This window comes from Paenibacillus urinalis (assembly GCF_028747985.1).
GTDB classification, from domain to species: domain Bacteria; phylum Bacillota; class Bacilli; order Paenibacillales; family Paenibacillaceae; genus Paenibacillus; species Paenibacillus urinalis.
In genome coordinates, this window is record NZ_CP118108.1 from 331,960 (window position 1) to 356,464 (window position 24,505).

22 protein-coding genes and 1 pseudogene are annotated in these 24,505 nt (G+C 48.6%); 15 read left to right on the top strand and 8 right to left on the bottom strand.

Features of this window, described 5'->3' with window-relative positions:
- Positions 1-40: 40 nt before the first annotated feature.
- From PUW25_RS01605 to PUW25_RS01635, 7 genes are all read left to right on the top strand, one after another.
- A complete protein-coding gene (locus tag PUW25_RS01605; RefSeq protein ID WP_047911355.1) occupies positions 41-1,666 on the top strand; it encodes an ABC transporter substrate-binding protein in 1,626 nt (541 codons plus the stop codon).
- The gene (locus PUW25_RS01610; protein ID WP_274337935.1) at positions 1,666-2,679 is read left to right on the top strand and encodes an ABC transporter permease; all 1,014 of its coding nucleotides are present in this window, start codon (positions 1,666-1,668) and stop codon (positions 2,677-2,679) included. The genes PUW25_RS01605 and PUW25_RS01610 overlap by 1 nt, the downstream gene beginning before the upstream one ends.
- Positions 2,680-3,540 carry an ABC transporter permease gene (locus PUW25_RS01615; protein ID WP_047911356.1) on the top strand — a complete coding sequence of 287 codons (861 nt, stop codon included), beginning with the start codon at positions 2,680-2,682 and terminating at the stop codon, positions 3,538-3,540.
- A gap of 21 nt (positions 3,541-3,561) precedes the next feature.
- The gene (locus PUW25_RS01620; protein ID WP_047911357.1) at positions 3,562-4,557 is read left to right on the top strand and encodes an ATP-binding cassette domain-containing protein; all 996 of its coding nucleotides are present in this window, start codon (positions 3,562-3,564) and stop codon (positions 4,555-4,557) included.
- Positions 4,547-5,149 (top strand): ABC transporter ATP-binding protein, encoded by a 603-nt coding sequence (locus tag PUW25_RS01625; RefSeq protein WP_047911358.1) that lies wholly within the window; start codon positions 4,547-4,549, stop codon positions 5,147-5,149. Before PUW25_RS01620 ends, PUW25_RS01625 begins: the two co-directional genes overlap by 11 nt.
- Before the next feature lie 113 nt (positions 5,150-5,262).
- Positions 5,263-5,727: a cupin domain-containing protein gene (locus PUW25_RS01630; protein WP_047911359.1), complete on the top strand. Its 465-nt coding sequence runs from the start codon at positions 5,263-5,265 to the stop codon at positions 5,725-5,727.
- Positions 5,728-5,974: 247 nt separating this feature from the next.
- Complete coding sequence (locus PUW25_RS01635; RefSeq protein WP_047911360.1) at positions 5,975-7,225, top strand: DUF445 domain-containing protein; 1,251 nt, start codon at positions 5,975-5,977, stop codon at positions 7,223-7,225.
- Between the two features lie 127 nt (positions 7,226-7,352).
- Here the strand turns inward: PUW25_RS01635 and PUW25_RS01640 are convergent, their stop codons facing one another.
- Both PUW25_RS01640 and PUW25_RS01645 read right to left on the bottom strand, forming a co-directional pair.
- Complete coding sequence (locus PUW25_RS01640; protein ID WP_047911361.1) at positions 7,353-8,009, bottom strand: response regulator; 657 nt, start codon at positions 8,007-8,009, stop codon at positions 7,353-7,355.
- The gene (locus tag PUW25_RS01645; RefSeq protein ID WP_205054463.1) at positions 8,006-8,848 is read right to left on the bottom strand and encodes a sensor histidine kinase; all 843 of its coding nucleotides are present in this window, start codon (positions 8,846-8,848) and stop codon (positions 8,006-8,008) included. Before PUW25_RS01645 ends, PUW25_RS01640 begins: the two co-directional genes overlap by 4 nt.
- Before the next feature lie 249 nt (positions 8,849-9,097).
- Between PUW25_RS01645 and PUW25_RS01650 the strand changes: the two genes are divergently transcribed.
- Positions 9,098-9,268: a hypothetical protein gene (locus PUW25_RS01650; protein WP_170862498.1), complete on the top strand. Its 171-nt coding sequence runs from the start codon at positions 9,098-9,100 to the stop codon at positions 9,266-9,268.
- Between the two features lie 131 nt (positions 9,269-9,399).
- On the opposite strand, the pseudogene PUW25_RS01655 reads toward PUW25_RS01650, so the two are convergent.
- Both PUW25_RS01655 and PUW25_RS01660 read right to left on the bottom strand, forming a co-directional pair.
- Positions 9,400-11,263: pseudogene (locus PUW25_RS01655) on the bottom strand (bifunctional diguanylate cyclase/phosphohydrolase).
- 331 nt (positions 11,264-11,594) lie between these two features.
- Positions 11,595-12,197 (bottom strand): DUF5317 domain-containing protein, encoded by a 603-nt coding sequence (locus PUW25_RS01660; protein WP_047911364.1) that lies wholly within the window; start codon positions 12,195-12,197, stop codon positions 11,595-11,597.
- A 286-nt stretch (positions 12,198-12,483) separates the two neighbouring features.
- On the opposite strand from PUW25_RS01660, the gene PUW25_RS01665 reads away from it, so the two are divergent.
- The 3 genes from PUW25_RS01665 to PUW25_RS01675 all read left to right on the top strand — a co-directional run bounded on the left by PUW25_RS01665 (position 12,484) and on the right by PUW25_RS01675 (position 15,658).
- Positions 12,484-12,843, top strand: coding sequence for a metal-sensitive transcriptional regulator (locus PUW25_RS01665; RefSeq protein ID WP_047911365.1), 360 nt, complete (start codon positions 12,484-12,486; stop codon positions 12,841-12,843).
- Positions 12,844-12,915: 72 nt separating this feature from the next.
- Positions 12,916-13,116, top strand: a complete 201-nt coding sequence (locus PUW25_RS01670) for a copper ion binding protein (RefSeq protein WP_047911366.1) — start codon at positions 12,916-12,918, stop codon at positions 13,114-13,116.
- Positions 13,117-13,228: 112 nt separating this feature from the next.
- Positions 13,229-15,658, top strand: coding sequence for a heavy metal translocating P-type ATPase (locus PUW25_RS01675; RefSeq protein WP_047911632.1), 2,430 nt, complete (start codon positions 13,229-13,231; stop codon positions 15,656-15,658).
- A 136-nt stretch (positions 15,659-15,794) separates the two neighbouring features.
- Here PUW25_RS01675 and PUW25_RS01680 read toward each other — a convergent pair whose 3' ends face one another.
- Positions 15,795-16,763 (bottom strand): hypothetical protein, encoded by a 969-nt coding sequence (locus PUW25_RS01680; protein WP_047911367.1) that lies wholly within the window; start codon positions 16,761-16,763, stop codon positions 15,795-15,797.
- Positions 16,760-17,317, bottom strand: coding sequence for an RNA polymerase sigma factor (locus PUW25_RS01685; protein ID WP_338000041.1), 558 nt, complete (start codon positions 17,315-17,317; stop codon positions 16,760-16,762). The genes PUW25_RS01680 and PUW25_RS01685 overlap by 4 nt, the downstream gene beginning before the upstream one ends.
- A 1,272-nt stretch (positions 17,318-18,589) precedes the next feature.
- Between PUW25_RS01685 and PUW25_RS01690 the strand changes: the two genes are divergently transcribed.
- The 3 genes from PUW25_RS01690 (at position 18,590) to nfsA (ending at position 20,551) form a co-directional block, all read left to right on the top strand.
- Entirely contained in the window at positions 18,590-19,186 is a 597-nt protein-coding gene (locus PUW25_RS01690) for a TetR/AcrR family transcriptional regulator (RefSeq protein ID WP_047911369.1), read from the top strand.
- Positions 19,187-19,237: 51 nt separating this feature from the next.
- A complete protein-coding gene (locus tag PUW25_RS01695) occupies positions 19,238-19,684 on the top strand; it encodes a DoxX family protein (RefSeq protein ID WP_205054462.1) in 447 nt (148 codons plus the stop codon).
- Between the two features lie 123 nt (positions 19,685-19,807).
- Positions 19,808-20,551, top strand: a complete 744-nt coding sequence (gene nfsA, locus PUW25_RS01700) for an oxygen-insensitive NADPH nitroreductase (protein WP_047911371.1) — start codon at positions 19,808-19,810, stop codon at positions 20,549-20,551.
- 188 nt (positions 20,552-20,739) lie between these two features.
- On the opposite strand, the gene PUW25_RS01705 is transcribed toward nfsA, so the two are convergent.
- The gene (locus PUW25_RS01705) at positions 20,740-21,684 is read right to left on the bottom strand and encodes a helix-turn-helix transcriptional regulator (protein WP_238546333.1); all 945 of its coding nucleotides are present in this window, start codon (positions 21,682-21,684) and stop codon (positions 20,740-20,742) included.
- 215 nt (positions 21,685-21,899) lie between these two features.
- Here PUW25_RS01705 and PUW25_RS01710 point away from each other — a divergent pair, with 215 nt between their 5' ends.
- Positions 21,900-23,516 (top strand): glycoside hydrolase family 43 protein, encoded by a 1,617-nt coding sequence (locus tag PUW25_RS01710; protein WP_274337936.1) that lies wholly within the window; start codon positions 21,900-21,902, stop codon positions 23,514-23,516.
- 98 nt (positions 23,517-23,614) lie between these two features.
- On the opposite strand, the gene PUW25_RS01715 is transcribed toward PUW25_RS01710, so the two are convergent.
- Positions 23,615-24,493, bottom strand: coding sequence for a carbohydrate ABC transporter permease (locus PUW25_RS01715; RefSeq protein ID WP_047911373.1), 879 nt, complete (start codon positions 24,491-24,493; stop codon positions 23,615-23,617).
- Between the last annotated feature and the right edge of the window lie 12 nt (positions 24,494-24,505).

Sequence of the window (24,505 nt, forward strand, 5' to 3'; positions counted from 1 at the left end):
GATATCTGAATATAGACAAAATACGGGGGAGAACGGTCCAATGAAGCTTCGGTTATTGAAATCCATGTTAGTTATGTCAACATCATTTTCAATCATTCTTGCAGGCTGTACCCAGGGGGATAAGAATGCAGTAACCCAAGGACAGATGACAGCACTTGATGTGAAGGACGAGCTGATTCTGGCCATCGGTACAGAGACGGAGGCAGGATATGACCCGACAACAGGCTGGGGGCAATATGGTTCTCCACTGTTTCAGAGTACATTACTTAAACGGGATGCGGACCTCAATGTGGTGAATGATCTGGCAACGGATTATACAGTAAGCGAGGATGGCAAGACCTGGACGGTTAAGCTGAGGGAGGACGTCCAGTTCTCGGACGGTGAGGCGCTGACAGCGGAGGATGTGGTCTTTACCTTCGAGACTGCTGCGAAGAGCGCGTCCATCATTGATCTAACCAACATGGAGAAAGTAGAGGCGGCTGATGCTGCCACGGTAGTGTTCACATTAGTAGAAGCGCAGTCAACGTTCATATCGCTTTTGACTACACTCGGCATTGTGCCGGAGCATGCTTATGATGAGAGCTACGCAGAGCAGCCGATCGGCTCAGGCCCGTATAAGCTGGTGCAGTGGGACAAGGGTCAGCAGGTCATCGTGGAGCGGAATCCGGAGTACTATGGGGAACAGCCATATTTCAATCGCTTGACCTTCTTGTTCCTGGAAGAGGACGCGGCCTATGCTGCGGCGCAGGCAGGTACGGTGGATGTAGCGGCGATTCCTGCCGCTTTTACCAGACAAGAGGTTCCGGGCATGAAGCTTGAAGCCGTGAAAACCGTAGACAATCGCGGAATTGTATTTCCGTACAATCCGGCAGGAGGGACAACCTCAGAAGGGATAATGACCGGCAATGATGTAACCGCTGATGCAGCGATCCGAAAGGCTGTGAATGTGGCGATTGACCGAGAGGCGCTGGTAGAAGGTGTGCTTGAGGGGTATGGTCGTCCAGCATACTCTGTAGCGGATGATCTGCCGTGGGGCAGTGAGGAAGCACAGTTTGAGGATGCGGATCCGGCAGAAGCAAAGCGGATTCTCGAAGCAGCAGGATGGCATGATACAGATAATGATGGAATTGTAGAGAAAGGCGCACTTGAAGCGAGCTTTAAACTGTATTATTTTGCCGGAGATATGACCAGACAGTCGATTGCCCTGACTGTAGCCGATATGGTGAAGTCAGCGGGTATTCAGATTGAGGTTGAAGGGAAGAGCCGGGAAGAAGTACAGAAGCTGATGTATGCGAATCCGGTGCTGTTCGGGTGGGGAAGCCATGATCCGCTTGAAACCTACAATCTATACTCCAGTACCAAAAATGGAGTGGGATATTACAACGCTGGACAGTACAGTAATCCTACGGTCGATGCGTGGATGGATAAAGCGATGAAGGCAACCGACGAAGAGGAAGCATGGGAGTATTGGCAGAAGGCACTATGGGATGGAACGACTGGCTTTGGCTTCCAAGGGGATGCGCCATGGGCATGGCTCGTTAATGTCGATCATATCTATCTCGTGCGTGAAGGACTGAATATCGGCGAGCAGCAGATCCATCCGCACGGTCATGGATGGCCGATTACCTCTAATATTGAAGAGTGGACCTGGGAAGGGTCGCAGTAATGCAGGGCAGTGGACAGCGCGTACCATTTAGCAGCTGGATGTTATATCTATTGAAAAAAGTGCTCCGGCTTGCATCACTGCTGGCCGCAGTCAGCTTCATTGCCTTTATGCTGATGGAGTATTCACCAGTGGATCCGGTGATGGCGTATGTAGGTGCAGATGCCATCAAGGTAAGTCCTGAGCAGCTGGAGCAGATCAGAGAGCGCTGGGGATTAGATGAGGAGCCGCTGGTTAGGTACGGCAAGTGGTTGTCATCCCTATTGCAAGGGGATTTTGGGACTTCCATGATCTATCGGGAGCCGGTTCTGGATTTGATTCAGGATCGGTTTATGGCTTCTCTCGCACTGATGGGAACGGCTTGGATGATCTCGGGTGTGCTCGGATTTGCCCTCGGCTCGTTAGCCGCAATGAATAAGGGAAGCTGGCTGGATCATGTGGTCAAAGGGTATTGCTATGTGCTCGCTTCCACACCCGCCTTCTGGCTCGCCCTGCTGGCACTGATGGTATTTGGCGTTTGGCTCGGCTGGTTTCCCATCGGACTCGGTGTGCCTGCAGGAGTGCTCAGCAGTGAGGTGACCATCATAGAAAGACTGCGGCATATGATTCTCCCAGCACTGACACTAAGTGTAACGGGAGTAGCAAATATTGCGCTTCACACCCGTCAGAAGCTGATCGATGTGCTGGAGTCGGATTACGTGCTGTATGCACGTGCCAGGGGGGAGCAAGGCTTCACGCTGTTCCGGCGTCATGGACTTCGCAATATCCTGCTGCCTGCAATAACGCTTCAATTTGCGTCCTTTAGTGAACTGTTTGGCGGGGCCGTACTGGCGGAACAGGTATTCTCTTACCCCGGACTGGGACAAGCCACGGTTGAAGCAGGGCTTCGCGGCGACGTGCCTCTCCTGCTGGGACTGGTTCTGTGCAGCACACTGTTCGTCTTCACCGGCAATTTCATTGCCGACCTGTTATACCGCTGGATTGATCCACGGTTCGATACAAAGGAGGCGGTGTAAATGCAGCAGCTGGAACGATCCTCTGCCCCTGCCGGAGTCAGACGAACACGGAATACCCGAGGCAAAAATCTAATTCGAATTCTAGCAAGTGCCGGATTCTTGGCTGCGGTCCTGCTCTTGGGCTCATTCCTGCCAGAGCAGGCAGCCTATACGTCGCTAACGGAACGTAACCTCGCACCGGGTGCCGGGCATTTGTTCGGGACGGATTGGCTTGGGCGTGATATGTTTAACCGCACCTTGAAAGGGCTAGCTTACAGTATACAAGTTGGGCTCATGGCAGCAGCCTCTTCCAGTCTTATCGCCTTGCTGGTCGGCCTGCTTGCAGCTGTGGGCAGAAGAATGGATCAGGCTGTAGCCTGGTTTATTGATCTGTTTATGAGTGTTCCGCATTTGGTATCGCTCATTCTGATCGCCTTCGTCTTTGGCGGCGGAGCCAAAGGAGTCATTATCGCAATCGCATGCACACACTGGCCGCAGCTAGCCCGAGTGATCCGTGCTGACATGCTTCAGCTGAAGTCGGCTGATTATATACAGGTATCTCGGAGAATGGGGAAGTCACAGGGCTATGTTGCCCTGCATCATATGCTTCCGCATCTGATCCCGCAGCTGCTTGTCGGTCTGCTCCTCGTGTTTCCCCATGCGATATTGCATGAGGCGGCCATTACCTTTCTAGGTCTCGGTTTATCACCCCAGCAGCCTGCCATCGGCATTATCTTGTCAGAATCAATGCGATATTTATCGGCAGGAATGTGGTGGCTGGCCTTCTTCCCCGGACTGGCACTCGTGCTTACGGTGCTTGCTTTTGATACTCTGGGTCACGGAATTAGAAGCTATAGTGAACCGATCAGGCTTGAGCGATAAAGAGAGGGGTATAGAGTTGATATGACTTTGCTCAAAATAGACAACTTATCGGTCGCATTTGCGCGCGGCAAGGGATTATTCCAGGTAGAGGAGACCGAGGTCATCCATGGACTGAGTATGACCGCCAAAGCAGGCCGAATTACAGCAGTGATCGGCGCGAGCGGATCGGGAAAAAGCCTGCTGGCCCATGCGATTCTGGGCATTCTTCCGTCTAATGCGATTACTCGCGGAACGCTTTATTATAACGGTAAACCATTGAATATCGCTGCTCAGACAGCGCTTCGAGGCAGCCGTCTTGCGCTGGTACCACAGTCTGTACAATACCTCGACCCTCTGATGAAGGTAGGCCCCCAGATAAGCTACAGCTTTGAACGAAGTAATGAACGTAATGACCTGATCGAGATGAAAGGCACTACCACCTCCCGAAGACATACAAAGAAGAGGCTTATGCATGAGAGACTGAGTGAGATTCTAAGTAAATATGGCTTAGCCACCGATGTGACAGAGCGGTATCCATTTGAGCTGTCCGGCGGTATGGCGAGGCGAGTGCTGTTATCCATTGCAACGGCAGGCGAACCGGAGCTGATTGTTGCAGATGAGCCGACGCCTGGTATTCATGTGGAGGCACTGTCTGAGACGCTGAGACATTTTCGCTCCATTGCCGACCAAGGGGCAGGTATCCTATGGATAACCCACGATGTTGAATCCGCACTTCAAATTGCAGACGAGCTCGTTGTTTTTTACGCAGGAACCAATGTAGAGACTGCACGGCCGGAAGATTTCACAGGCAACGGAGAGCGGCTGAGGCATCCGTATTCGAAGGCGCTCTGGAACGCATTGCCGCATAATGGCTTTAAGATGCCTCCAAGACCTCAACTGACACTGGATAGAAGACTTCATTCAAGCGGGTGTAAGTATGCCAACCGATGTCCAATGGCAACCTGGCAATGTACAGAAGAGCTGCCACCCCTCCGGGTGCTGCGGGGCGGAGAGGTGAGATGCATTCATGCAACTTGAGGCGAAGAAGCTTGGTTTTCGGTACGGTCGTCGTCAGGATTGGTGTATGAGGGATATCCATCTGTCTATTTCCTCTGGCGAGATGGTGGGTCTTCGGGGACCGAGTGGTGCTGGGAAATCAACACTGGCCAGGCTGCTGGCAGGTTATTTACAGCCGCTTGAGGGTGAGGTGCTTCTGGATGGCGCGCCGCTGTCTTTATATACAGGTTATGCACCGGTTCAGCTGGTCTTACAGCATCCAGAATCCGCGGTTAATCCAAGATGGCACATGCATAAAGTGCTGCAGGAAGCGGGTGTGTATGATAGAGAGCTGCTGCACTCGCTAGGAATTGAAGAGGACTGGCTTGCACGAAGACCGGGTGAGCTGTCAGGCGGCGAGCTGCAGCGTTTTTGCGTAGCCCGTGCACTCGGAGTCGGCACGAAATTTCTCATTGCAGATGAAATGACCACCATGCTGGATGCTGTAACACAGGCTCAGATCTGGAATGTCGTTAAGAAGATGGCTGTAGAACGCGAATTGGGTATACTGGTCATTAGCCATGAGGGAAATCTGTTGTCTCAGCTGTGCAGCCGGATTATTGAATGGAAATGAAGTGATTTTGTGATCCTATTCGTTTGAGAGCATCCAGGTTTTCTAGTATGATACACTCTATAGTATCAAGGAAGCTGTTAGAAATTATTATATAAAAGGCAGGGTTAACGAATATGACAGAACGTAATTTATCACCATTGGTTGCTGCGCTCTCCATGGAGCCGCATCCGGAAGGTGGCTGGTACAAGGAGATCTGGAAGGCGGCATACCAAATTCCTCAATCCGTACTGCCAGGTGTATACTCCGGAGCGCGCCCAGCGGCTACCTCGATTTATTTCTTGCTGCACCCTGGTGAATTCTCAGATTGGCACGTCGTTCATTCCGATGAGCTGTGGATGTGGCACTCTGGCAGTCCACTCGAGCTTATCATCGGCGGCAGCGGTGAAGGGGATCCGAATCAGACAGAATCCTTCATTCTGGGCCCAGACGTTGTAGCAGGGCAGCATCCTCAGGCACTGGCGCCAGGCGGACAATGGCAGATGGCTCGGCCACTCGGAGATGAGCCGGTGCTAGTGTCCTGTGTAGTTGCACCAGGATTCCACTATGATGATTTCCGGCTGATCCAGCGTGGAGAGTAGTAACATGAGAGTAATAAGCTGGGCCTTAGCGGAATGGAGACGTACAGCTTTCATGCGGCGAGATCGATTCATATTAAGGCTCAGCATAAATACGGGGCGACCATAGGTCGGCCCGTTTTTTTTGTTTATCCAGAGTTTGGAATAATACAATTGTGGTGATAAGATGAATATTATACATAGCTTTATCCATACGCATGATCTACACATGTATTCTATATAGATTAAGTAGTTGAAGGAGTCAACCCAAATGGTTAAACAGACGAAAAAAGCCGCAGCATGGTCGCTTGTTATTATGGGTGCTGGGTTCGCAGCATCGCTGCCCTTTCAAGATAGTACGGTTGGTAAGATGCTTGTCGGTTCCTTTGAAGCCGGACTCGTTGGCGGGCTTGCTGACTGGTTTGCAGTCACGGCCCTCTTTCGCCATCCACTGGGACTCAAAATACCACATACGGCGCTGCTCCCGAAGAACCGTAAGAAAATTACGGAGGCCCTCGTATCTGCAGTAGAGAACAATCTGCTGAACAAAGACAGCATTGCTGCCAAGATTGCCGAAATGCCGGTGTCACAAATGATCCTGGAGATGGCAGAGAAAGAGCTTCATACGACGACAACACATGAGGCGATTGATAAGCTTGCCAAACGTATCGTTTCATCATTACCGCTGGAGAAGATCGCACCACTTGTTGCCGAAGAGCTTAAGCGTCAGGTGGAACGTATAGAGATGGAGCCGCTGCTGTCGAAGGCAGAGCAGTATATTACGAGTAAGGGATACGACCGTATGGCTCTGGACTACGGACTTGATCAGGCAGAGGCGTGGCTCGTTAAACCGGATACCCAATATACACTCGGCGAAATAGGGATGAGGGCGCTGAACTCCCTGCAGGTTAACGGTCTGATGCAGTTTGCTCTGAATGCACTCATGGGATATTTGAATGAGGAACGGCTGGGAGGTATTCTTCAGCGCTTCCTGTATGATCAGGTACAGGATTTGAAGTATGAAGGTCACCCTCGCAGACACAGTGCATTAAATGCTATTCGCGTACAGGTCCAGCGTTTAGCGCACAGCAAGAAGGTTGCAAGCGGTCTTGAAGAGTGGAAGAATTCCGTGCTTCAGAACTGGGACGCAGAATCAGCTGTGTTGAGCAAGCTGGTGGAATTCCGAGAACAGATGCTGGGTTATATGGAAGATGGAAGCTACGTAGAGAAGCAGCTTATTCCGGTCATTTCATCCCTTGTTGCTGAGGTGAAAGAGGATGCTGAGCTTCTGGAACGCATCAACCAGAAGATTGTAGTCAGCGTAACGACCTTGCTGGAGCGTAATCATTCCAAGATCGGCCAGCTCGTACGTGAGAATATCGATAAGATGGATAACAAAACCCTAATTGCCATGATGGAGGATAAGCTCGGTGAGGATCTGCAGTGGATTCGGATTAACGGTGCGGTGACCGGTTTCATGATCGGGATTGTTCTGACTGCATTGCAGCTGGCACTGGCCTAATCGATTTTGGCGCTATATAAGTTAAACAGCTGTTTCCTGCATTCAGGAGACAGCTGTTTTTAATAGGGTGTACAAGATCAACACATTCGCGAGTTAAAGAATGGGTCTTGTATGAACTTTGTATATTTTAATTCTGAAAATCACGCTCGATCCAGCCCTGCTCCAGGGCATACCTCGTGAGCTGGACACGATTCTCCAGCTGGAGCTTCTGTAAAATATTTTTGAGATGATTCTTCACCGTCTGATCCGAAATCCCGAGTCGGTCGGCGATCTCCCGATTGGTCCTGCCAGAGGCAACCCAGTTCAGAATTTCCCGTTCTCGGGTGGTCAGCGGTGTGCTGCCATCGTCTCTCTTCTTGGTCTTCGGAAACTCCTGCAATATGCGGTAGGCCAGCTCCGGGTTAACCGGGGCTTCGTCACTGACAACAGCCTTTAGATATTCCAGCCAGGTTGAGGAGGACAAGTTCTTGAACAGGTATCCTTGCGCTCCTTGTTTGAGTGCTTCGAACAGATGTGTCACATCATCGGAGACCGTTACCATCACGATGATCACATACGGGTAGCGCTGCTTGATTGCCCGTGTTGTCTCCAGTCCGTCCATTCCTGGCATGCGGATATCCATGAGGATGAGGTCCGGCATCCATTCCTCGGTCAACACCAGTGCTTCTTCACCGCTTGATGCGGTAGCTACAATATCAAACAGCGGCTCCTCCGATAATATCGACTCCATGGCAGCTCTGGCATGGGCTGAATCGTCGACAATAAGTACGCGTGTCTTGTTCATGAAGCGTCCTCTCCTTTGATAATCTGCATGCAGGTTCCGTGGCCCTCCATGTTGCTGAAGTGAAATCTCCAGCCCATTTCCTCCGCACGACCTCTCGTTATTCGAAGCCCGTATCGGCCCTTGCGCTGCTCCGGATCGCCAGTATAGCCAATTCCGTCATCTGTAATGGACACCTTCCAATGCTCCTTATTTCCTGTTCCTGTTATCGAGATTGTGCTGGCATTGGCATGCTTGCGAATGTTTAGAATAGCTTCCCGAATACAGGCAATGAGCTCGACATGTTCTTTGGTCGTGAGCGCTTCATCCGAGAGCTTCCATTGAATACGGGAAACATATCTGCCGTCTGCAACCATATCCTCGATCTGTCTGAGCAGCTGCTGAGGTGAATCGGCATGGTTCTCTTCGCTGTGAGGAACTCTCAGCTGGGCAATCGCTTGTCTGGCATAGTGATGCACTTCGTGTACGGTTTTTCTAACATCCTGCAGTTCGCCTTCGTTAGGAGTGCCTGTCAGTTTACGTTCGGCTTTATCAAGCTGAACAGACAGCAGGAACAAAGACTGGGCTATGCCATCATGCAATTCTCGTGCCAGATGCTCCCTGGCTTCCAGCGCAGATTTTGCTGCCTTCTCTCGTTCCAGCTCGGCCTGTGATTTCTCCATAATCGTAAACAATTTATTCAATAAAGTAACGCTGATGAAATATATAATAACCGGTGTCAGCCAGTTCCCTGCCTCCATGGAGAGATAGGGCATAAGAAACTGGTGACGAATATATTCCCACAAACCAACGGTGATGGTAGGGATGAACAAGATCATCCATTTCATTTGTTTATAGCTCATCGCCAGACTTCAGTCTCCTTCTAGGCAAGTTATGAAGATGTGTAATTTATTCTATTATAAACTCTTCACCTAAGATGCCCAAGCATTCAAGAGGAATTGTATGGCTGTAGAAGAAGGTGTACGTTAAATACCGACTAAGCACTTCTGAGCTGATATTATCGCAGAGAATCCGTCTTCCTTAACCTGAGGTCAATTCGATATACTTGTATAGAGACAGAGAAATGGATTGAAGGAGAGTGTAGTAAAAGCATGAGTCAAGCCGTATTGGAACGTCGAAGTGAAATTCTGAAGAAGAATATCGAGCGGATGCTGATTAGAGAGAATCAACGGGGCATTACGAGACAGCAAAGTATGTTTTTACAGCAAATGATTAAAGAGCTTCATCAAACCTCTCATGAACTGGATGTAAAGAAATCATAATTTAATTTAGGAACTTGTTGTTCTAACATGTAAAAAACCTATGCAATGACTACGGCTATTCGTAGGAACGCATAGGTTTTTTGATGTCAGAATTTATGGATAATCCTAATTTAGTAGAGCTGAGCTGGCTGTCAATTGGATAAGACAGTAGTACTGCCCATTTCTACGTACTCCGATCTTGGCATCTGTGTTCGAATGTAAGAGATGAACAGCTCCACCAGCTTCGGATCAAACTGTGTTCCTGAACAGTCACGCAGCTCCACAATGGCTTCCTCGAACGTCTTTGTCTTCTGATATGGTCTTTCTGAAGTCATAGCATCGAAGGAATCGATTACGGTAAGCATTCGGCACAGCTTCGGAATCTCCTTGCCTTTAAGTCCGTGGGGATAGCCTTTGCCATCATACCGTTCATGATGAAGCTCGATATAAGGGATCAGGTCCTTGAACCGATGATCCGTCATGGCGATTTTTTTGCCCCAAGTGACATGCTGTTTGACGGTTTCCCATTCTTCTGAGGTCAGCTTGCCTTTTTTGTTGAGCACACCCCAAGGGATTTCGAGCTTTCCGATGTCATGAATTAAGGCCCCGAGTATAAAATTACGTCTTTCATCCTTCTCCAGACCAAGCTGGCTGCTCATATCAAGTGCATATTTATATACCCGCTTCGAATGCTTGAATGTGTCAATGTCCTTGTATATAAACAGATTAAGCTGCTGCTCGATATAATGAATTTCCTGATCCAGATCAATGTCCGCTTCCATCTCGACATTACATCCGTAGGTATGCACGGTGTTCTTGCCTTGTTTCTTCGCATAGTAGAGTGCTTTATCCGCATAATCGACCAGCTGGGATTTGTCATACAGTTCAATTTCGTATTCGGCAATACCGGCAGAGAAGGATAAGCATTTATGAGGAAAAACTTCTACACCATCAAAAGGAGTATCGTTTAATTTTTTTCGAATTCGATCGACGAATGAGCGCGCTTCTTCTATGGCATATCCAGGCATCAGCAGTGTGAATTCTTCCCCTCCATATCTTGATGCTATGATCGGAGTGTCTTTGGTTTCCTCCTTGAGCAGAGAGCCTAAAAAGCTGATAAGAGTATCGCCCTTGAGGTGTCCGAAGCTGTCATTGTATTTCTTGAAATCATCGATATCAATCATCGCTAAAGTGAGCGGCGTCTCGTTCTTGCGTGCTTCGTCGATTGCTTGTCTCCAGTGAGCTCTCAAAATAACTGTGGTTGTACAGTCCGGTTCGTTGATCCAAATTCGAACGATTCAGAATCTGATGATACATATTAAACAATTGTCGAAACGCGTGAGACAGCAATATAGCCAAGCCTAGAAACAGGATGAGGCCTAATACCCCATTATGCACAATCAGCACGGTAAGGACGAGAGACAGAATAAGCATACATAAATACACGAGCATGGTCTCTTTGACGAAGCCTTTCAGAGTGTTGTATAGATCCTTCCTGTATAGAAGGTAATAGTACATGAACATTCCGATTGTATTAACTGAAAAATATACCGCAAGCGAAATCATATACACGGGGAGATTTTGATCATCGACACTTCCGCGTGTTCCGCCCAGAGATTCGTATACCGTATCCGATAAAGATATCATTAATGAATACAGAGTGAAGTTCGTTAGCTGTTTCCACCATGGGACATTTCGTTTGTAGATCAGATAACATAGAAAAGAAAAAAGCAACACGCTTAATGCCATTTCGCCCCCATATATGAAAATACATGCAAGGTATATGGAAGAGTCAAACGACATCACATTTCCTTCAGGAGGTAAGCGAAAGGTAAGACTATTGAGTATCAGTGTGGCACCCAGCATGATGTATAAGGTGACCCATTCTTCCGGTGAGTAACTGAAGAAGGCTCCGCCATTATATTGACTGAAGGTGATTATACCTGCTAAGCACAGAACAGCGATATACCACTGACTAATATCTACTTTTTTTATTTTTGATAGAAAGGTTGTCATGAAATCTAATTTCTCCTATTAAATTCATCGTATGTTTATATAATTTATCATGACATTAAACGACTGTGTGAATTAATTTCATAACTCATTAAACGAAGAATCTAAAATGATATACTCTCGACTAGAGCGGCTTGGGCTTATGATGAAATAGATTCGTGTATAAAGAAAAAAACAGGCTATGTGGCCTGTTTTGAAAAAAAGAATAAAGCTGATAAGTCCTAGCCGAAAGCAAATCCAGAAGTCAATGCCACAACGACAGAAGCAACAATTACCCCGTTCATGATGATGCGGGCGATGTTAGATTTTTTCATAGTATGTATCCTCCTTCGTCTTAATTTGATGTATTTAAACTTGGTGCGAGATCTTGATCTTCAGCATCCTTCTTCGGCGGTACCATAATACTCTGGATGTACAGGAATATACCCAGGTTCATGACCACGTCCCCGATACTAATGACTTGGGTTCGAGGGTAAGGACTCGAGAGCGGGATAATATCTCCCAGAAAAGATAAGCGGGTGGAGGCATCAAGCATGTAATGCTTGTAAACAGCGTCACCGCTGGTCAGAAGCTCTGTATAGTAAGGCCCGAGAACTTGGGCTGCTTCTAAAGAGACAGGCATACGGCCACCGTTGACAGCCATAACGATAAAGTTCAGGAATACGCCGATCAGAATGATCAGAAACCCCTTATTCTGACGGTTAACCCACAAGAAGAACATCCCCACAATGTAGAGGAACATAAAGAAATAACCTGAAACGGGTGCAAGCCAATCTGCGTTGCCTTGAAAACGGAAAATGATAAACTGAATAAGCAGCAATATCGGGAAAATTAATCCGCCTCGTAGCTTGATCTGTCCAAACTGCATGAGACCGTGCTTAAAGCCGCCTCTGAAAAGTCCTACGATAAGTCCTAGAATTATACCGTCATAGACCATGTATCAATCTCCGTTTGTTTGAAATTTTTATCGTAGCATTATTATTCGACTTCAAAATGGTAAATCCTTCATGGATTTTAAAAATTTTTTGATATTTTTTGATTAATTTGTCTGATACCCATTTTCTTGTCTGATTCCTTCTAATTAATAGTATTTTTGCTTCAAATAATTATAAAAAGGTACATAGACCTACAAAGTTTTCAGGAAATTCTCTGAAGAAATGTGTATTGACATACCCTATGGGGGTATAATATATTGAGTGTAGGAATGGAAGGAGGTCATGTGAATGGATGATAAGAAGATAGCTGTTGAAGGTGAGAACAGAGTGCATTGCCATGATTCCCATCCAGGCCATCAAGAGGAAGGAGTACGGCACAGCCATCACTCTGATGAAATGAAGAATATTCTGACAACCCGGCTTAACCGGATTGAAGGTCAAATTCGCGGTATAAAGGGCATGATTGAGAGAGATACCTATTGTGATGATGTGCTCACGCAAATTGCTGCTGTTCAATCTGCGCTTAACGGTGTCGGCAAGCTTCTGTTGGAGGGGCATATGAAGAGCTGTGTCATTGATCGAATCCAGGCGGGTGAGCATGAAGTGATTGACGAGCTGCTGGTGACGGTTAAGAAGCTTATGAAGTAGTATTGCTGCAACTCCGATGGTAATGAAAGTCCGGATGTATATATAAATCACAACTAAATGGGAGGAATTAATATGAGTAACGTAACGTTGAATGTACAGGGTATGTCTTGTAACCATTGTGTGAAGTCTGTTGAAGGAGCACTCGAAAGCGTCGGAGCTAAGGGTACCGTGGATTTGGCCTCCGGTACAGTTAAGGTAGAATATGATGAACAAAAGGTAACAGTAGATCAAGTGAAGCATGCGATTGAAGATCAAGGCTATGACGTGGTTTAAAGTATTTGAGAATGGATTATATTAAGTGAACAATGAGCGAAGAGCAGTCCGTTCTGGTCTGCTTTTTTCAGATCAATTATATACCCCCAAGGGGTATTAGGGGATGATTTATATGAATTCGCCTTCCGAAAGCAGTGAGAAGCATACAAAGTTAAATATTACAGGAATGACCTGTGCTGCCTGCTCTACCCGCATTGAGAAAGGACTATCGCGCATGGAGGGTGTACACAGTGCGAATGTGAATCTCGCTATAGAGCAAGCTACGGTGAGTTATGATCCGGCCGTCGTTCAAGTCAGTGATCTTAGAAGCAAGGTCGAAGCGCTCGGGTATGGAACGGTAGTGGAACGGATAGATCTGGACATTACAGGGATGACCTGCGCGGCATGTGCGACACGGATTGAAAAAGGGCTTAGCCGAATACCTGGCGTGACGAGTGCGAGTGTTAATCTTGCTTTGGAAACCGCCCACGTTGAATATGATGGGAGTGAGGCTGCTCCCCAGGATTTGGTCCGTAAGGTGGAACAGCTTGGCTATGGCGCGCTGCTGCAGAATTCGAAGGAAGACATCACGGCAATCAGACAGAAGGAAATGGTACGCAAGAAATGGAAATGGATCATATCTGCTATATTATCGATACCCTTATTGTGGGCTATGGTAGGCCATTTCTCGTTTACTTCATGGATTTATGTGCCTGAGCTGTTCATGAACCCTTGGTTTCAGCTTCTACTGGCAACACCGGTTCAGTTCATTATCGGTTTTCAGTTCTATAAAGGTGCCTATGCTGCTCTTCGCAGCAAGAGTGCGAACATGGATGTGCTCGTTGCCCTCGGTACCTCGGCGGCCTACTTCTACAGCTTGTATCTGACGATCAGCTGGACAATGGAAGGAGGGCACCACGGGGCCGAGCTGTATTACGAGACCAGTGCAATTCTGATTACCCTGGTGCTGGTGGGTAAATGGTTCGAAAGTGTAGCGAAAGGCCGCTCTTCCCAGGCCATCCGCAGTCTGATGGAGCTGGCACCGCAGTCAGCAATGGTCATACGTGACGGACAGGAGATAAGTATTCCGGCTGCAGATGTTGTTGTATCCGACCTGCTTATTGTGAAGCCTGGTGAGAAGTTTCCTGTAGATGGCATTGTTGAGAGAGGGAGCTCCTCTGTAGATGAATCCATGCTGAGCGGCGAGAGTCTGCCTGTAGATAAACAAGTGGGAGACAACGTAACGGGTGCGACGATTAATAAAAATGGCGTGCTTACAGTTAGAGCAACCCGAGTTGGCTCGGATACGGCACTTGCCCAGATTATTAAGGTGGTTGAAGAAGCACAGGGGTCCAAGGCACCGATTCAGCGAATCGCTGATGTCATCTCTGGAATCTTTGTTCCTATCGTTGTAGGGATTGCGATGGTGACCTTTGTGGTGTGGTTCTTCTTCGTGGAGCAGGGCCAATTCGCAGCGGCTCTGGAAAAAGCAATCGCTGTACTCGTTATTGCTTGCCCTTGTGCTCTCGGCTTAGCGACTCCGACCTCTATTATGGCAGGTTCGGGCCGGGCCGCCGAGTATGGCATTCTGTTTAAAGGCGGAGAGCACCTGGAGCGTGCTCAGGAGATCGCGACAGTTGTACTGGATAAGACCGGGACGGTGACAGAAGGAAAACCGAAGCTGACCGATGTAATCATTGCAGAGGGCCGCTCTGAAGAGGAGCTGCTGTCCCTTGTTGGAGCAGCAGAAGCAGCATCGGAGCACCCTTTGGCAGGTGCAATCGTTACAGGGATCGGGGAGCGAGGTATCGCTGTTCCGGAGGCTGAACAGTTTGAGAATGTGCCGGGCTACGGGATCAAGGCTATGGTACAAGGACATGAGCTGCTGATCGGTACACGGAGATTGCTTGCTGCACGCAAGGTGGATAGCTCGGCTGCTGAGAAAGGGATGGAGGAGCTTGAAGCTACTGGCAAGACGGCTATGCTCATCGCCGTAGATGGCGTCTATGCCGGAACCATTGCGGTAGCGGACACGATCAAGAACACATCCCGTGCTGCTGTTGAGCGGCTGAAGGCAATGGGGATCCAGGTTATCATGATGACCGGGGATAACCGGCGTACCGCTGAGGCGGTTGCTGCTGAGGCAGGGATCGACCATGTACTTGCCGAGGTGCTGCCGGAAGGAAAGGCGGAGGAGGTCAAGAAGCTTCAAGCCTCTGGCCAAAAAGTAGCGATGGCAGGTGATGGCATCAACGATGCACCGGCCTTGGCGACAGCAGATACCGGTATGGCCATGGGTACGGGTACGGATGTTGCCATGGAGGCAGCAGATGTCACGCTTATGCGCGGCGACCTGAACAGCATACCCGATGCAATTCTAATGAGCCGCAGAACGATGAGGAACATTAAGCAGAATCTATTCTGGGCACTGGGGTACAATGTCATTGGCATTCCGATTGCTGCAGCCGGATTTCTGGCTCCGTGGCTGGCAGGAGCGGCGATGGCGCTAAGCTCAATCTCTGTTGTGCTCAATGCCTTAAGACTTCAGCGGATTAAGCTGTAGAATCAAACTGGAAGCAAAGAAGAAAAATACCTGGCATCTCATCATTGTGGAGATGACCAGGTATTTTTAGCTTGTTCAATAGTCGCTAACGGACAAATGAATAGTGAATTCATAAAGAGCTGCCCAGTTCAGTGCTTCACTTCTTGGCAATGGTTCGGAGCATTTCTTTAAATTTCGTTAATTCCATATCCATGACGAATCGTGAGGTACCGCTGTCTTTCCGCACAAGCTCCAGCTCCTCTGCACTTGGTCGCTCTCCAACAGAGGATACTTTACCCTGCTGAATCATGTAATTTCCCTGATAGACCCCAGCGATGTGATAAGAATCTGAATCCCCGCTTTTCTTTAAGAACATAATAGCATGGTCTCCGCTCGATAACGGGGGATTGTAGCTGTCTTCAGCGTGTGTGTTCTCATTCCTTTGCGTAACACCAGCATAATTCAGATCGATCTTCTCACCGGGTGTAACCCCGGTTGTTGAGTAAAGTATGTCTTTGATTTCGATTATATAAGGGTCTGATTGGGTATTCAGCACTTCAATCTCGGCAGCCAGCTCGGAATCGGCCAAGAGCGTCTCGAAGCTGGGATAGGAGGCAGCCAAGCTCAAGGAAGAACCGGATGTGTCTGTTGCTGAGTCCTGCTGTGTCGTAAGCTCCTCCTCCACATTCTCTGACGTACTGACGGAGCTGTCCTCCGCCTCGGCAGCCGCCTCTCCTTGCTGGGTAGATTGCTCCTGAGTTGAGGTGGGAGAGTTCCGTCCTGGACTGGGATTATCGTTGTTTTTCTGATTAGGGGACGAATCGATCTCAGCACTCATGAATTCGGTGTGGCTGGTCTCAGCTGCTTCATCCGATAAGCTCGCTATGTTCTCGTTCATCGCACGATTAGGTACAAGCCACCATATAGAAGCAAGCACCGCTCCGCTGATACCAACAGTGAGCAGCATGCGTTTCCACTGCCAAGGGCGTGGCTTATGCTGAGAATGATGTGGAGTCAGATTCTGTACCGTTTGGATGACTCGCTGCTTATGGTCTTCTGTAAAAGGCTCCTCTGTAAAAGGCCCCTTCTTCAATCGCTCCTGCCAGTCTTCATGTTGATCGGTCATTCTTCGAGCCTCCTTAATTCTTTTTGCGCCTTCAGTTTGGCGCGGGACAGCCTGGATTTCACGGTGCCTTCCGAGACGTTCAGGAGCTCTGCGATCTCTTTTATTTTCATGTCGTATTTTAATGAGAGCACAAGAACCTCCCTGAATTTGTCGGGAAGCTCCATAATGATGTCCCATATCGCATCAGCGTACTGCTGTTCCAATACCTCTGTCTCGGCAGAAGGTGAGGTGCTTGTACTGTATTTTGCGGCGCTGCTGCCTTCCACCGGATAATCCAATGAGGAGACCCGGCCGCCAAGCAGGCCCTGCTTGAAGAAACGGGATCTTCGATAGGAGAAAGCGGTATTTCTTGTAATCGTAAACAGCCATGTCTTCCTAGAGGCGTCTCCGCGAAAAGTATGCAGCCCCTGATAGACCTTAATAAAGACCTCTTGGGAGATCTCATCTGCGTGATCCCGGTTCCCCGTCAAAAAATAGGCGTAATTCCAGACGTCGTTGCCATACTCGTCCATGAGTTTATATAAAATCTGATGATCTGAGTCCAAGTGCGTCACCTCTCTTACCATTAGACTTAGGGATCGCGCAAAAAGTTCCGGGCGCTCCTGTATTGCCTGCCACGCTCCGGGTTGTTTTGGATGCGAAGCAATTCCTACGATGTGAAATCAGAGCATCCAAAGCCAAAAGTCGCTCTGCATGCAAACACTCGCTAGGGTATGGGAAGATCTTGAGAGCAACCAGTCGCTCCTGTATTGCCTGCATCACTCCGGGTTGTTTTGGATGCGAAGCATTCCCTCGAAGTGAAATCAGAGCATCCAAAGCCAAAAGTCGCTCTGCATGCAAACACTCGCTAGGGTATGGGAAGATCTTGAGAGCAACCAGTCGCTCCTGTATTGCCTGCCACGCTCCGGGTTGTTTTGGATGCGAAGCAATTCCTACGATGTGAAATCAGAGCATCCAAAGCCAAAAGTCGCTCTGCATGCAAACACTCGCTAGGGTATGGGAAGATCTTGAGAGCAACCAGTCGCTCCTGTATTGCCTGCATCACTCCGGGTTGTTTTGGATGCGAAGCATTCCCTCGAAGTGAAATCAGAGCATCCAAAGCCAAAAGTCGCTCTGCATGCAAACACTCGCTAGGGTATGGGAAGATCTTGAGAGCAACCAGTCGCTCCTGTATTGCCTGCCACAATCCGGGTTGTTTTAGATGCGAAGCATTTCCTACGAAGAGAAAACAGGAGCATCCAAAGCCAAAAGTCGCTCTGCATGCAAACACTCGCTGGGGTGTGGGAAGATCTTAAGAACAACCAGTCTCTCCTGTATTGCCTGCCACGCTCCGGGTTGTTTTGGATGCGAAGTAATTCCTACGATGTGAAATCAGGAGCATCCAAAGCCAAAAGTCGCTCTGCATGCAAACACTCGCTGGGGTATGGGAAGATCTTGAGAGCAACCAAGCACTCCTGTATTGCCTGCTTCACTCCGGGTTGTTTTGGATGCGAAGCATTCCCTCGAAGTGAAGTCAGGAGCATCCAAAGCCAAAAGTCGCTCTGCATGCAAACACTCGCTGGGGTATAAGGGTACCTTAGGTTGTACACTGCCTCTCCTCAAGGGAGGCAGCATACAACGGGCGACTGATTCAAGCTGATCAACAATGTTCATTCTAATATTAAAAATCGGATAAGCATATCGGAAGATACATGAAGAAGGGAGATAACATCCATGAAAAAAGCAAATGTACACTGGCATGAAAAAAACAGTTTACAAACCGATGGTCGGTTTTTATAATGAGGTTACAACCAAATTATTACAGTAAAACGATTGGGAGGAAGCCAGTGAAGCAGGAGGAACGGAAACGACAAACGGTTAGGAATCTGCTGGAGGCAACGAAGGAGCTTGTGCGTGAGCAAGGGTGTCAGACGATTAAAATGAAGGACATCATGGAGCGTTCACAGTTATCCAAGGGGGCGATTTTCCATTATGTAAAAACGAAGGATGAAATTTTTGCAATGGTTCTCCAAGAGGCTGTGGCCGAAACACATGCCCGTTTTGAGGCTGAAGTGGAGGAGCGGGGGAAGACGTTTGATGGGCCGATGAGCCGCATAGCGGAAAGCTTTCCTGCACTCGAGGACGGAAAGAACGTAACAAATCAAATTCTGATGTATTTGCTGGGCAAGGAGCAGGAGCCGGCGGTTGCGGAGGTGCTGCAGACTTTTTATGAGCAGACATTCCGCTATTCCCGGGAGTGGATTGTAACTGGACAGCAGGCAGGTGTCATTCACGATTCGGTCGATGCCAACCGGATGGCAGAGCTGCTGGTTCTTATTTCGCTTGGCCAACGACTGCGGTCGTCTATTCCGGGAATTGCTCCGGGATTGTTCAGAGCGGATGATTTTACATCGTTGATCCAGAGCATGTTGAAAAGGGATTAGCTGTTGGTAACTATCAATGGATACGATTCATGAAAAGGAGTGGAGCTGGGTATGATACCGTTTTATGCTCTTATTGTTTCATTCATCGTCTTGAGATGTTTAGGATGGGCAGGGTGGGAGTACTTCGACAGCTGGCAGCCTGCCCTTCAGGCAGCATCCGGCATCATGCTTCTGCTCGCGGCTTCTGCCCATTGGGGGAGCAAGCGTGGCGATCTAGTGAGGATGGTGCCAAGCTGGGTGCCACAGCCGGAGTGGGTAGTGACAGTTACCGGATTGCTGGAAATCGCAGGTGCAATTGGACTCGTAATTCCCGCTCTCTCTACACTAGCGGCGGTTTGCTTGGTGGTACTCTTGGTCGCCATGTTCCCCGCCAACATGAAGGCTGCGAATGAGAGGCTAACGATTGGCGGGCGGCCCGTTCCAACACTGCCTGTCCGAACAGTGCTCCAGCTGGTGTTTATTGCCGCCATTCTTTTGTCCGCACCGGGAATAGTATAATCCTTGTGATGAGCGCATTTATATCGGGGACGGTTAACTTGAAAGGGTCCCAGCATGAGAGTAGACTTATAGACGTAACCATCGCCTATGAAAATTTATATAGAAAACGGAGTGAAAGACGTCGTGAATGATACGATTAACCTGTTAATGAATCATCGTTCGATCCGCAAATACAAAAATGAACCCGTCACCGATGAGCAGCTTAACACGATCATTGCTGCGGCTCAGATGGCTTCTTCATCCAGTAATGTGCAAGCCTACAGCGTTATCGCCGTCACAGATCCAGGCTTGAAAAATGAGCTGGCTTCCCGTGCCGGCAACCAGGCCTATATTCAGGAATGCCCAGTCTTCCTGGTCTGGTGCGCAGATCTGTACCGGCTTCGCGAAGCAGCCGCTTCGGAGGCAGCTGGCGAAGAGACTTATGAGGATACGACGGAGAATTATACGGTAGCGACGATTGACGTCGCGCTTGCCGCACAAAATGCAGCGATTGCAGCAGAGTCACTCGGTCTCGGTATCGTGTATATTGGAGGCATTCGCAATCAAATTGCCGAGGTTGCAGAGCTGCTGGGTCTGCCGGAGCTTGTATCCCCTGTGTTCGGTATGTGCCTTGGTGTTCCGGATCAAGAGCCTCTGCTTCGGCCGCGCCTGCCATTGCCTGCAGTGCTTCACAAGAACGGATATGACCATGAAGAGACTATGGTACAGGTCAAGGAATACGACAAGACACTATCGTCGTATATGCAGGAACGTTCCTCCGGTAAGCAGACTGCAACCTGGTCTGAAATGATGGCGAAGCGTCTGACTCAGCCTGCGCGGCTGCAGCTGAAGCCGTTCCTTGAAGATAAGGGCTTCATGAAGCGTTAAGTGATCTTCATAAAAGGAGAAGTCCGCGATCGCGATAATGAACCATACAGATTAGTAAGTTTATACAGGCGAGATAAAGACACTGTCCCTGCTTAAAACGGACAGTGTCTTTTTTTATGATGAATAATTCTGCGTTGTTGTTATTCCACTTACTACTCGTTGATATGCTTGGTAAGCCATTCCATATCCTATTTATGAAATCTACCCCGGAACTGGCTCGGTGATTCATCCGTCCACCGCTTATATTGTCTGCTGAAGTGAGCGATGTTCTTATATCCCAGCTTCATCGAGATCTCCTCAATGGACAGATCGGGATCCATTAGCAGCAGCTTGGCTTTCTTAAGAATTAACATGGACATATACTGTCTTGGCGATAAGCCAAACGCACGGGAAAACATCCGATTCACCGACGATGTGCTATAGCCAACCTCCTGAGCGATGGACTCCACGGTATCATGCGCCAAGGCATCCCCATCCTCATTCTCAATATCTCCTACCATCTGTTCCAGTCTGGAGGCCACATAAGATGCAGTCGGGTTAATCTGTGAAGGCGTACTGTGTTCTTCCTGGGACAGTACATGACTGAGTGCTCCAAACAGCTCGAACAAGGCCGAGAGGATCATCATTCGTGATTGTACACGCACACCCGCTTCATCCAGGGTAAGCATAATAAGCTTGTCCAGTGCAGGCCGGATCTGCTTGCTGAGTTCACTTCCCGAATCAAAGAAAGGACCGCTTCGGGCACATAGCAGCTCTCTGAATGCAGGCTCATCCACGTCAAAATGAATACAGTAATAGGTCATTCCCTGTGCAGAAGCTGCATAGCTCTCATGCTCCTCACCAGGAATGAGCAGCATCAAGTCGCCAGGCTGCTGCAGGTAAGGCTGCCCGTTTGCCTTCATGCGCTGTGAACCCGACAGAACGAGATTCACCTCGAAAAAGGGATGTGTGTGAGCAGGGTAGCTCCAATCGGAGTCTACGGTGCGATAATGGGCAGCAAAGACACGAAATGTAGAATTCATATCAGGCAGCATAAATTCCGTACGCTTGTGCTCGTCCTGACCAAGCTCTGCCGCCGGAAACTTGAGCCGATGATGGGCCTGTTCATTTTTACGTTCGTTGCTATTGTTCACGCTGGATTCACCTTCTTAGCCTTCTTCATGATCTGAATTTTATTTGCTCGATTTGGATAAATTGTGACTTCTTCTGGATATGGGTAAACGTATTGAACCTTGCTATGATTATAGCATACTACTAAAAATATACGGGGCATATCATGCTGAATAAGTTGGGTAAATGAAATCTATTGAAACAACAGCATGGACCGTAATGTGAAGGAGCATAATCGATGGCTACAATCCAGAACCCGATCTTGACGGGATTTAACCCGGACCCAAGCATTTGCCGTGCTGGGGATGACTATTATATTGCCGTATCAACGTTCGAGTGGTTCCCTGGTGTGGGAATCTATCATTCAAGAGATCTTAAGAATTGGAGACTTGTATCAAGACCCCTTAATCGCCTGAGCCAGCTGAATATGATGGGTAATCCCGACTCGGGCGGGATATGGGCACCAGCATTATCTTATCATGATGACAAGTTCTGGCTCATCTACACCGATGTCAAAGTGACAGAGGGACAGTGGAAGGATTCCCATAACTACTTGGTAACCTGTGACACGATTGACGGAGAATGGTCTGAGCCGATCTATCTGAACAGCTCCGGATTCGACCCTTCCTTGTTCCATGATGAGGATGGCAAGAAGTATCTGGTTAACATGGTATGGGATCAGCGGATCGGACATCATCCTTTTTATGGTATTGCGCTTCAAGAATATGATCCTGAGCAGCAGAAGCTCGTTGGCAAATCGGAGATCATTTTTAAGGGAACGGATATTAAGCTGACGGAAGCTCCGCATTTATATAAAATTGACGGCACTTACTTCCTGCTCACGGCAGAAGGCGGAACGAAGTATGATCACTGCTCGACACTTGCGCGTTCCAAAAACCTGCGTGGTCCTTATGAGGTGCATCCAGAGAACCCGCTTATATCTTCCTTTGCTCATCCGCGCAACCCTTTGCAGAAGGCAGGACATTCCTCGATCGTGCATACCCATACAGATGAATGGTTCCTGGTGCATCTGACCGGTAGACCACTCTCGAGAGAAGGACAACCGCTGCTTGATCCAAGAGGATACTGTCCGCTCGGCCGCGAAACGGCGATTCAGCGTCTCGAATGGAGAGATGGATGGCCTTACGTAGTCGGCGGCAACCAGCCTTCGCTTCAGATTGAAGGGCCGAATATGGAAGAGGTCATTTGGGGTCCGGACTTCCCGGAGAAGGACAATTTTGACAGCGAAGTGCTGAACCTGCATTTCCAAAGCCTGCGGATTCCGCTCGGAAGTGAGATTATGTCACTCACAGATCGTCCGGGACATTTAAGACTGTACGGCAAAGAGTCGTTCTCATCGAAGTTCACACAGGCATTTATCGCGAGACGCTGGCAGCACTTCCGGTTCACGGCAGAGACCAAGGTGGCATTTAATCCGACGACATTCCAGCAGTCTGCAGGACTCAGCAACTATTACAATACACAGAACTGGACTTCCTGCCAGATCACGTGGAACGAGGAGAAGGGAAGAATCCTCGAGCTGGTCGCTTGCGATAACTTCTCCTTCTCCCAGCCTTTGCAGGGGAATGAAATTGTCATTCCAGATGAGGTAGAATACGTATACCTGCGTGTAGATGTTAAATATGACGTTTATGAGTATTCCTATTCTTGGGATGGAGAGGACTGGAAGACCATTCCGGTGCAGTTCCAATCTCATAAGCTGTCTGATGATTACATTCAGGGCGGCGGCTTCTTCACAGGAGCGTTCGTCGGCATGCGCAGCCAGGATACCTCTGGACAGAGCCTGCCAGCTGATTTTGATTACTTTATCTATAAGAGTGAATCCATTTCATAATATCTTCAGTTAGATTGTATTCATATAAAAAGCTCCGAACACCTCGCATGGGATGAACACCATGCGGAAGGGTTCGGAGCTTTTTTTAAAACTCATCGTTAACCTTTTACTGCTCCTGCCGCCATACCTTCCACGATCCGGTCGCTAAGGAACATATAGGCTACGAGGATGGGCAGAATGCTGATCATCAGCGTTGCGCCGATGGCTCCCCAATCTGTCGTATATTGTCCAATGAAATTCTGCACGCCTACCGTAAGCGTCTTGTAATGATCTGAGCTGATAAACGTGTTGACGAAGATGAATTCATTCCAGTTATAGATCATGTTAATAATACCTGTCGTTGCAATAACCGAGCTTGTCATTGGCAGTACAATGCGGAAGAACATGCGGTTCACACTGCAGCCGTCAATGATCGCAGCCTCTTCCACTTCCTTAGGCAGCGCATAGTAGAAGCCTAACAGAATCATGATGGTAATCGGCATATTAAATGCAACATAGGAGAGCACGAGTGACAGCGGATGATCGGTCAGACCAACCTTGTTGAACATGCTGAACAAAGGAATCAGCGTGGAGTGAACGGGAATCATCATGGCAACCATGAACAGGCCGAGCACAAGAGAGCTGCCTTTCCATTTCATCCGTGTAATCGCGAAGGTCACCAGGCTTCCAAGCACGACGGTGATGACCGTTGCCGCAACCGTTATCCATACACTGTTGAAGAAGTATACATCAATATTACCTGAATTCCATACCTTTGCGTAGTTCTCCCACTTCGGATTCTGCGGGAGGGATAGGGGAGGCAGGTTGAAGACCTCCTGATTATTTTTAAGCGAGAAGAGCAGCAGCCATAGCAGCGGGAACAGCTGAAATGCGGCCACGCCGATGAGAATAATGTACAGCAGCGCATAGCCGATTTTTCTCAGTATGCTGGACCCGGACTTTACGGTACCACCGATCTGAGCAGATGTGTGCATCATGAAGGTTACCTC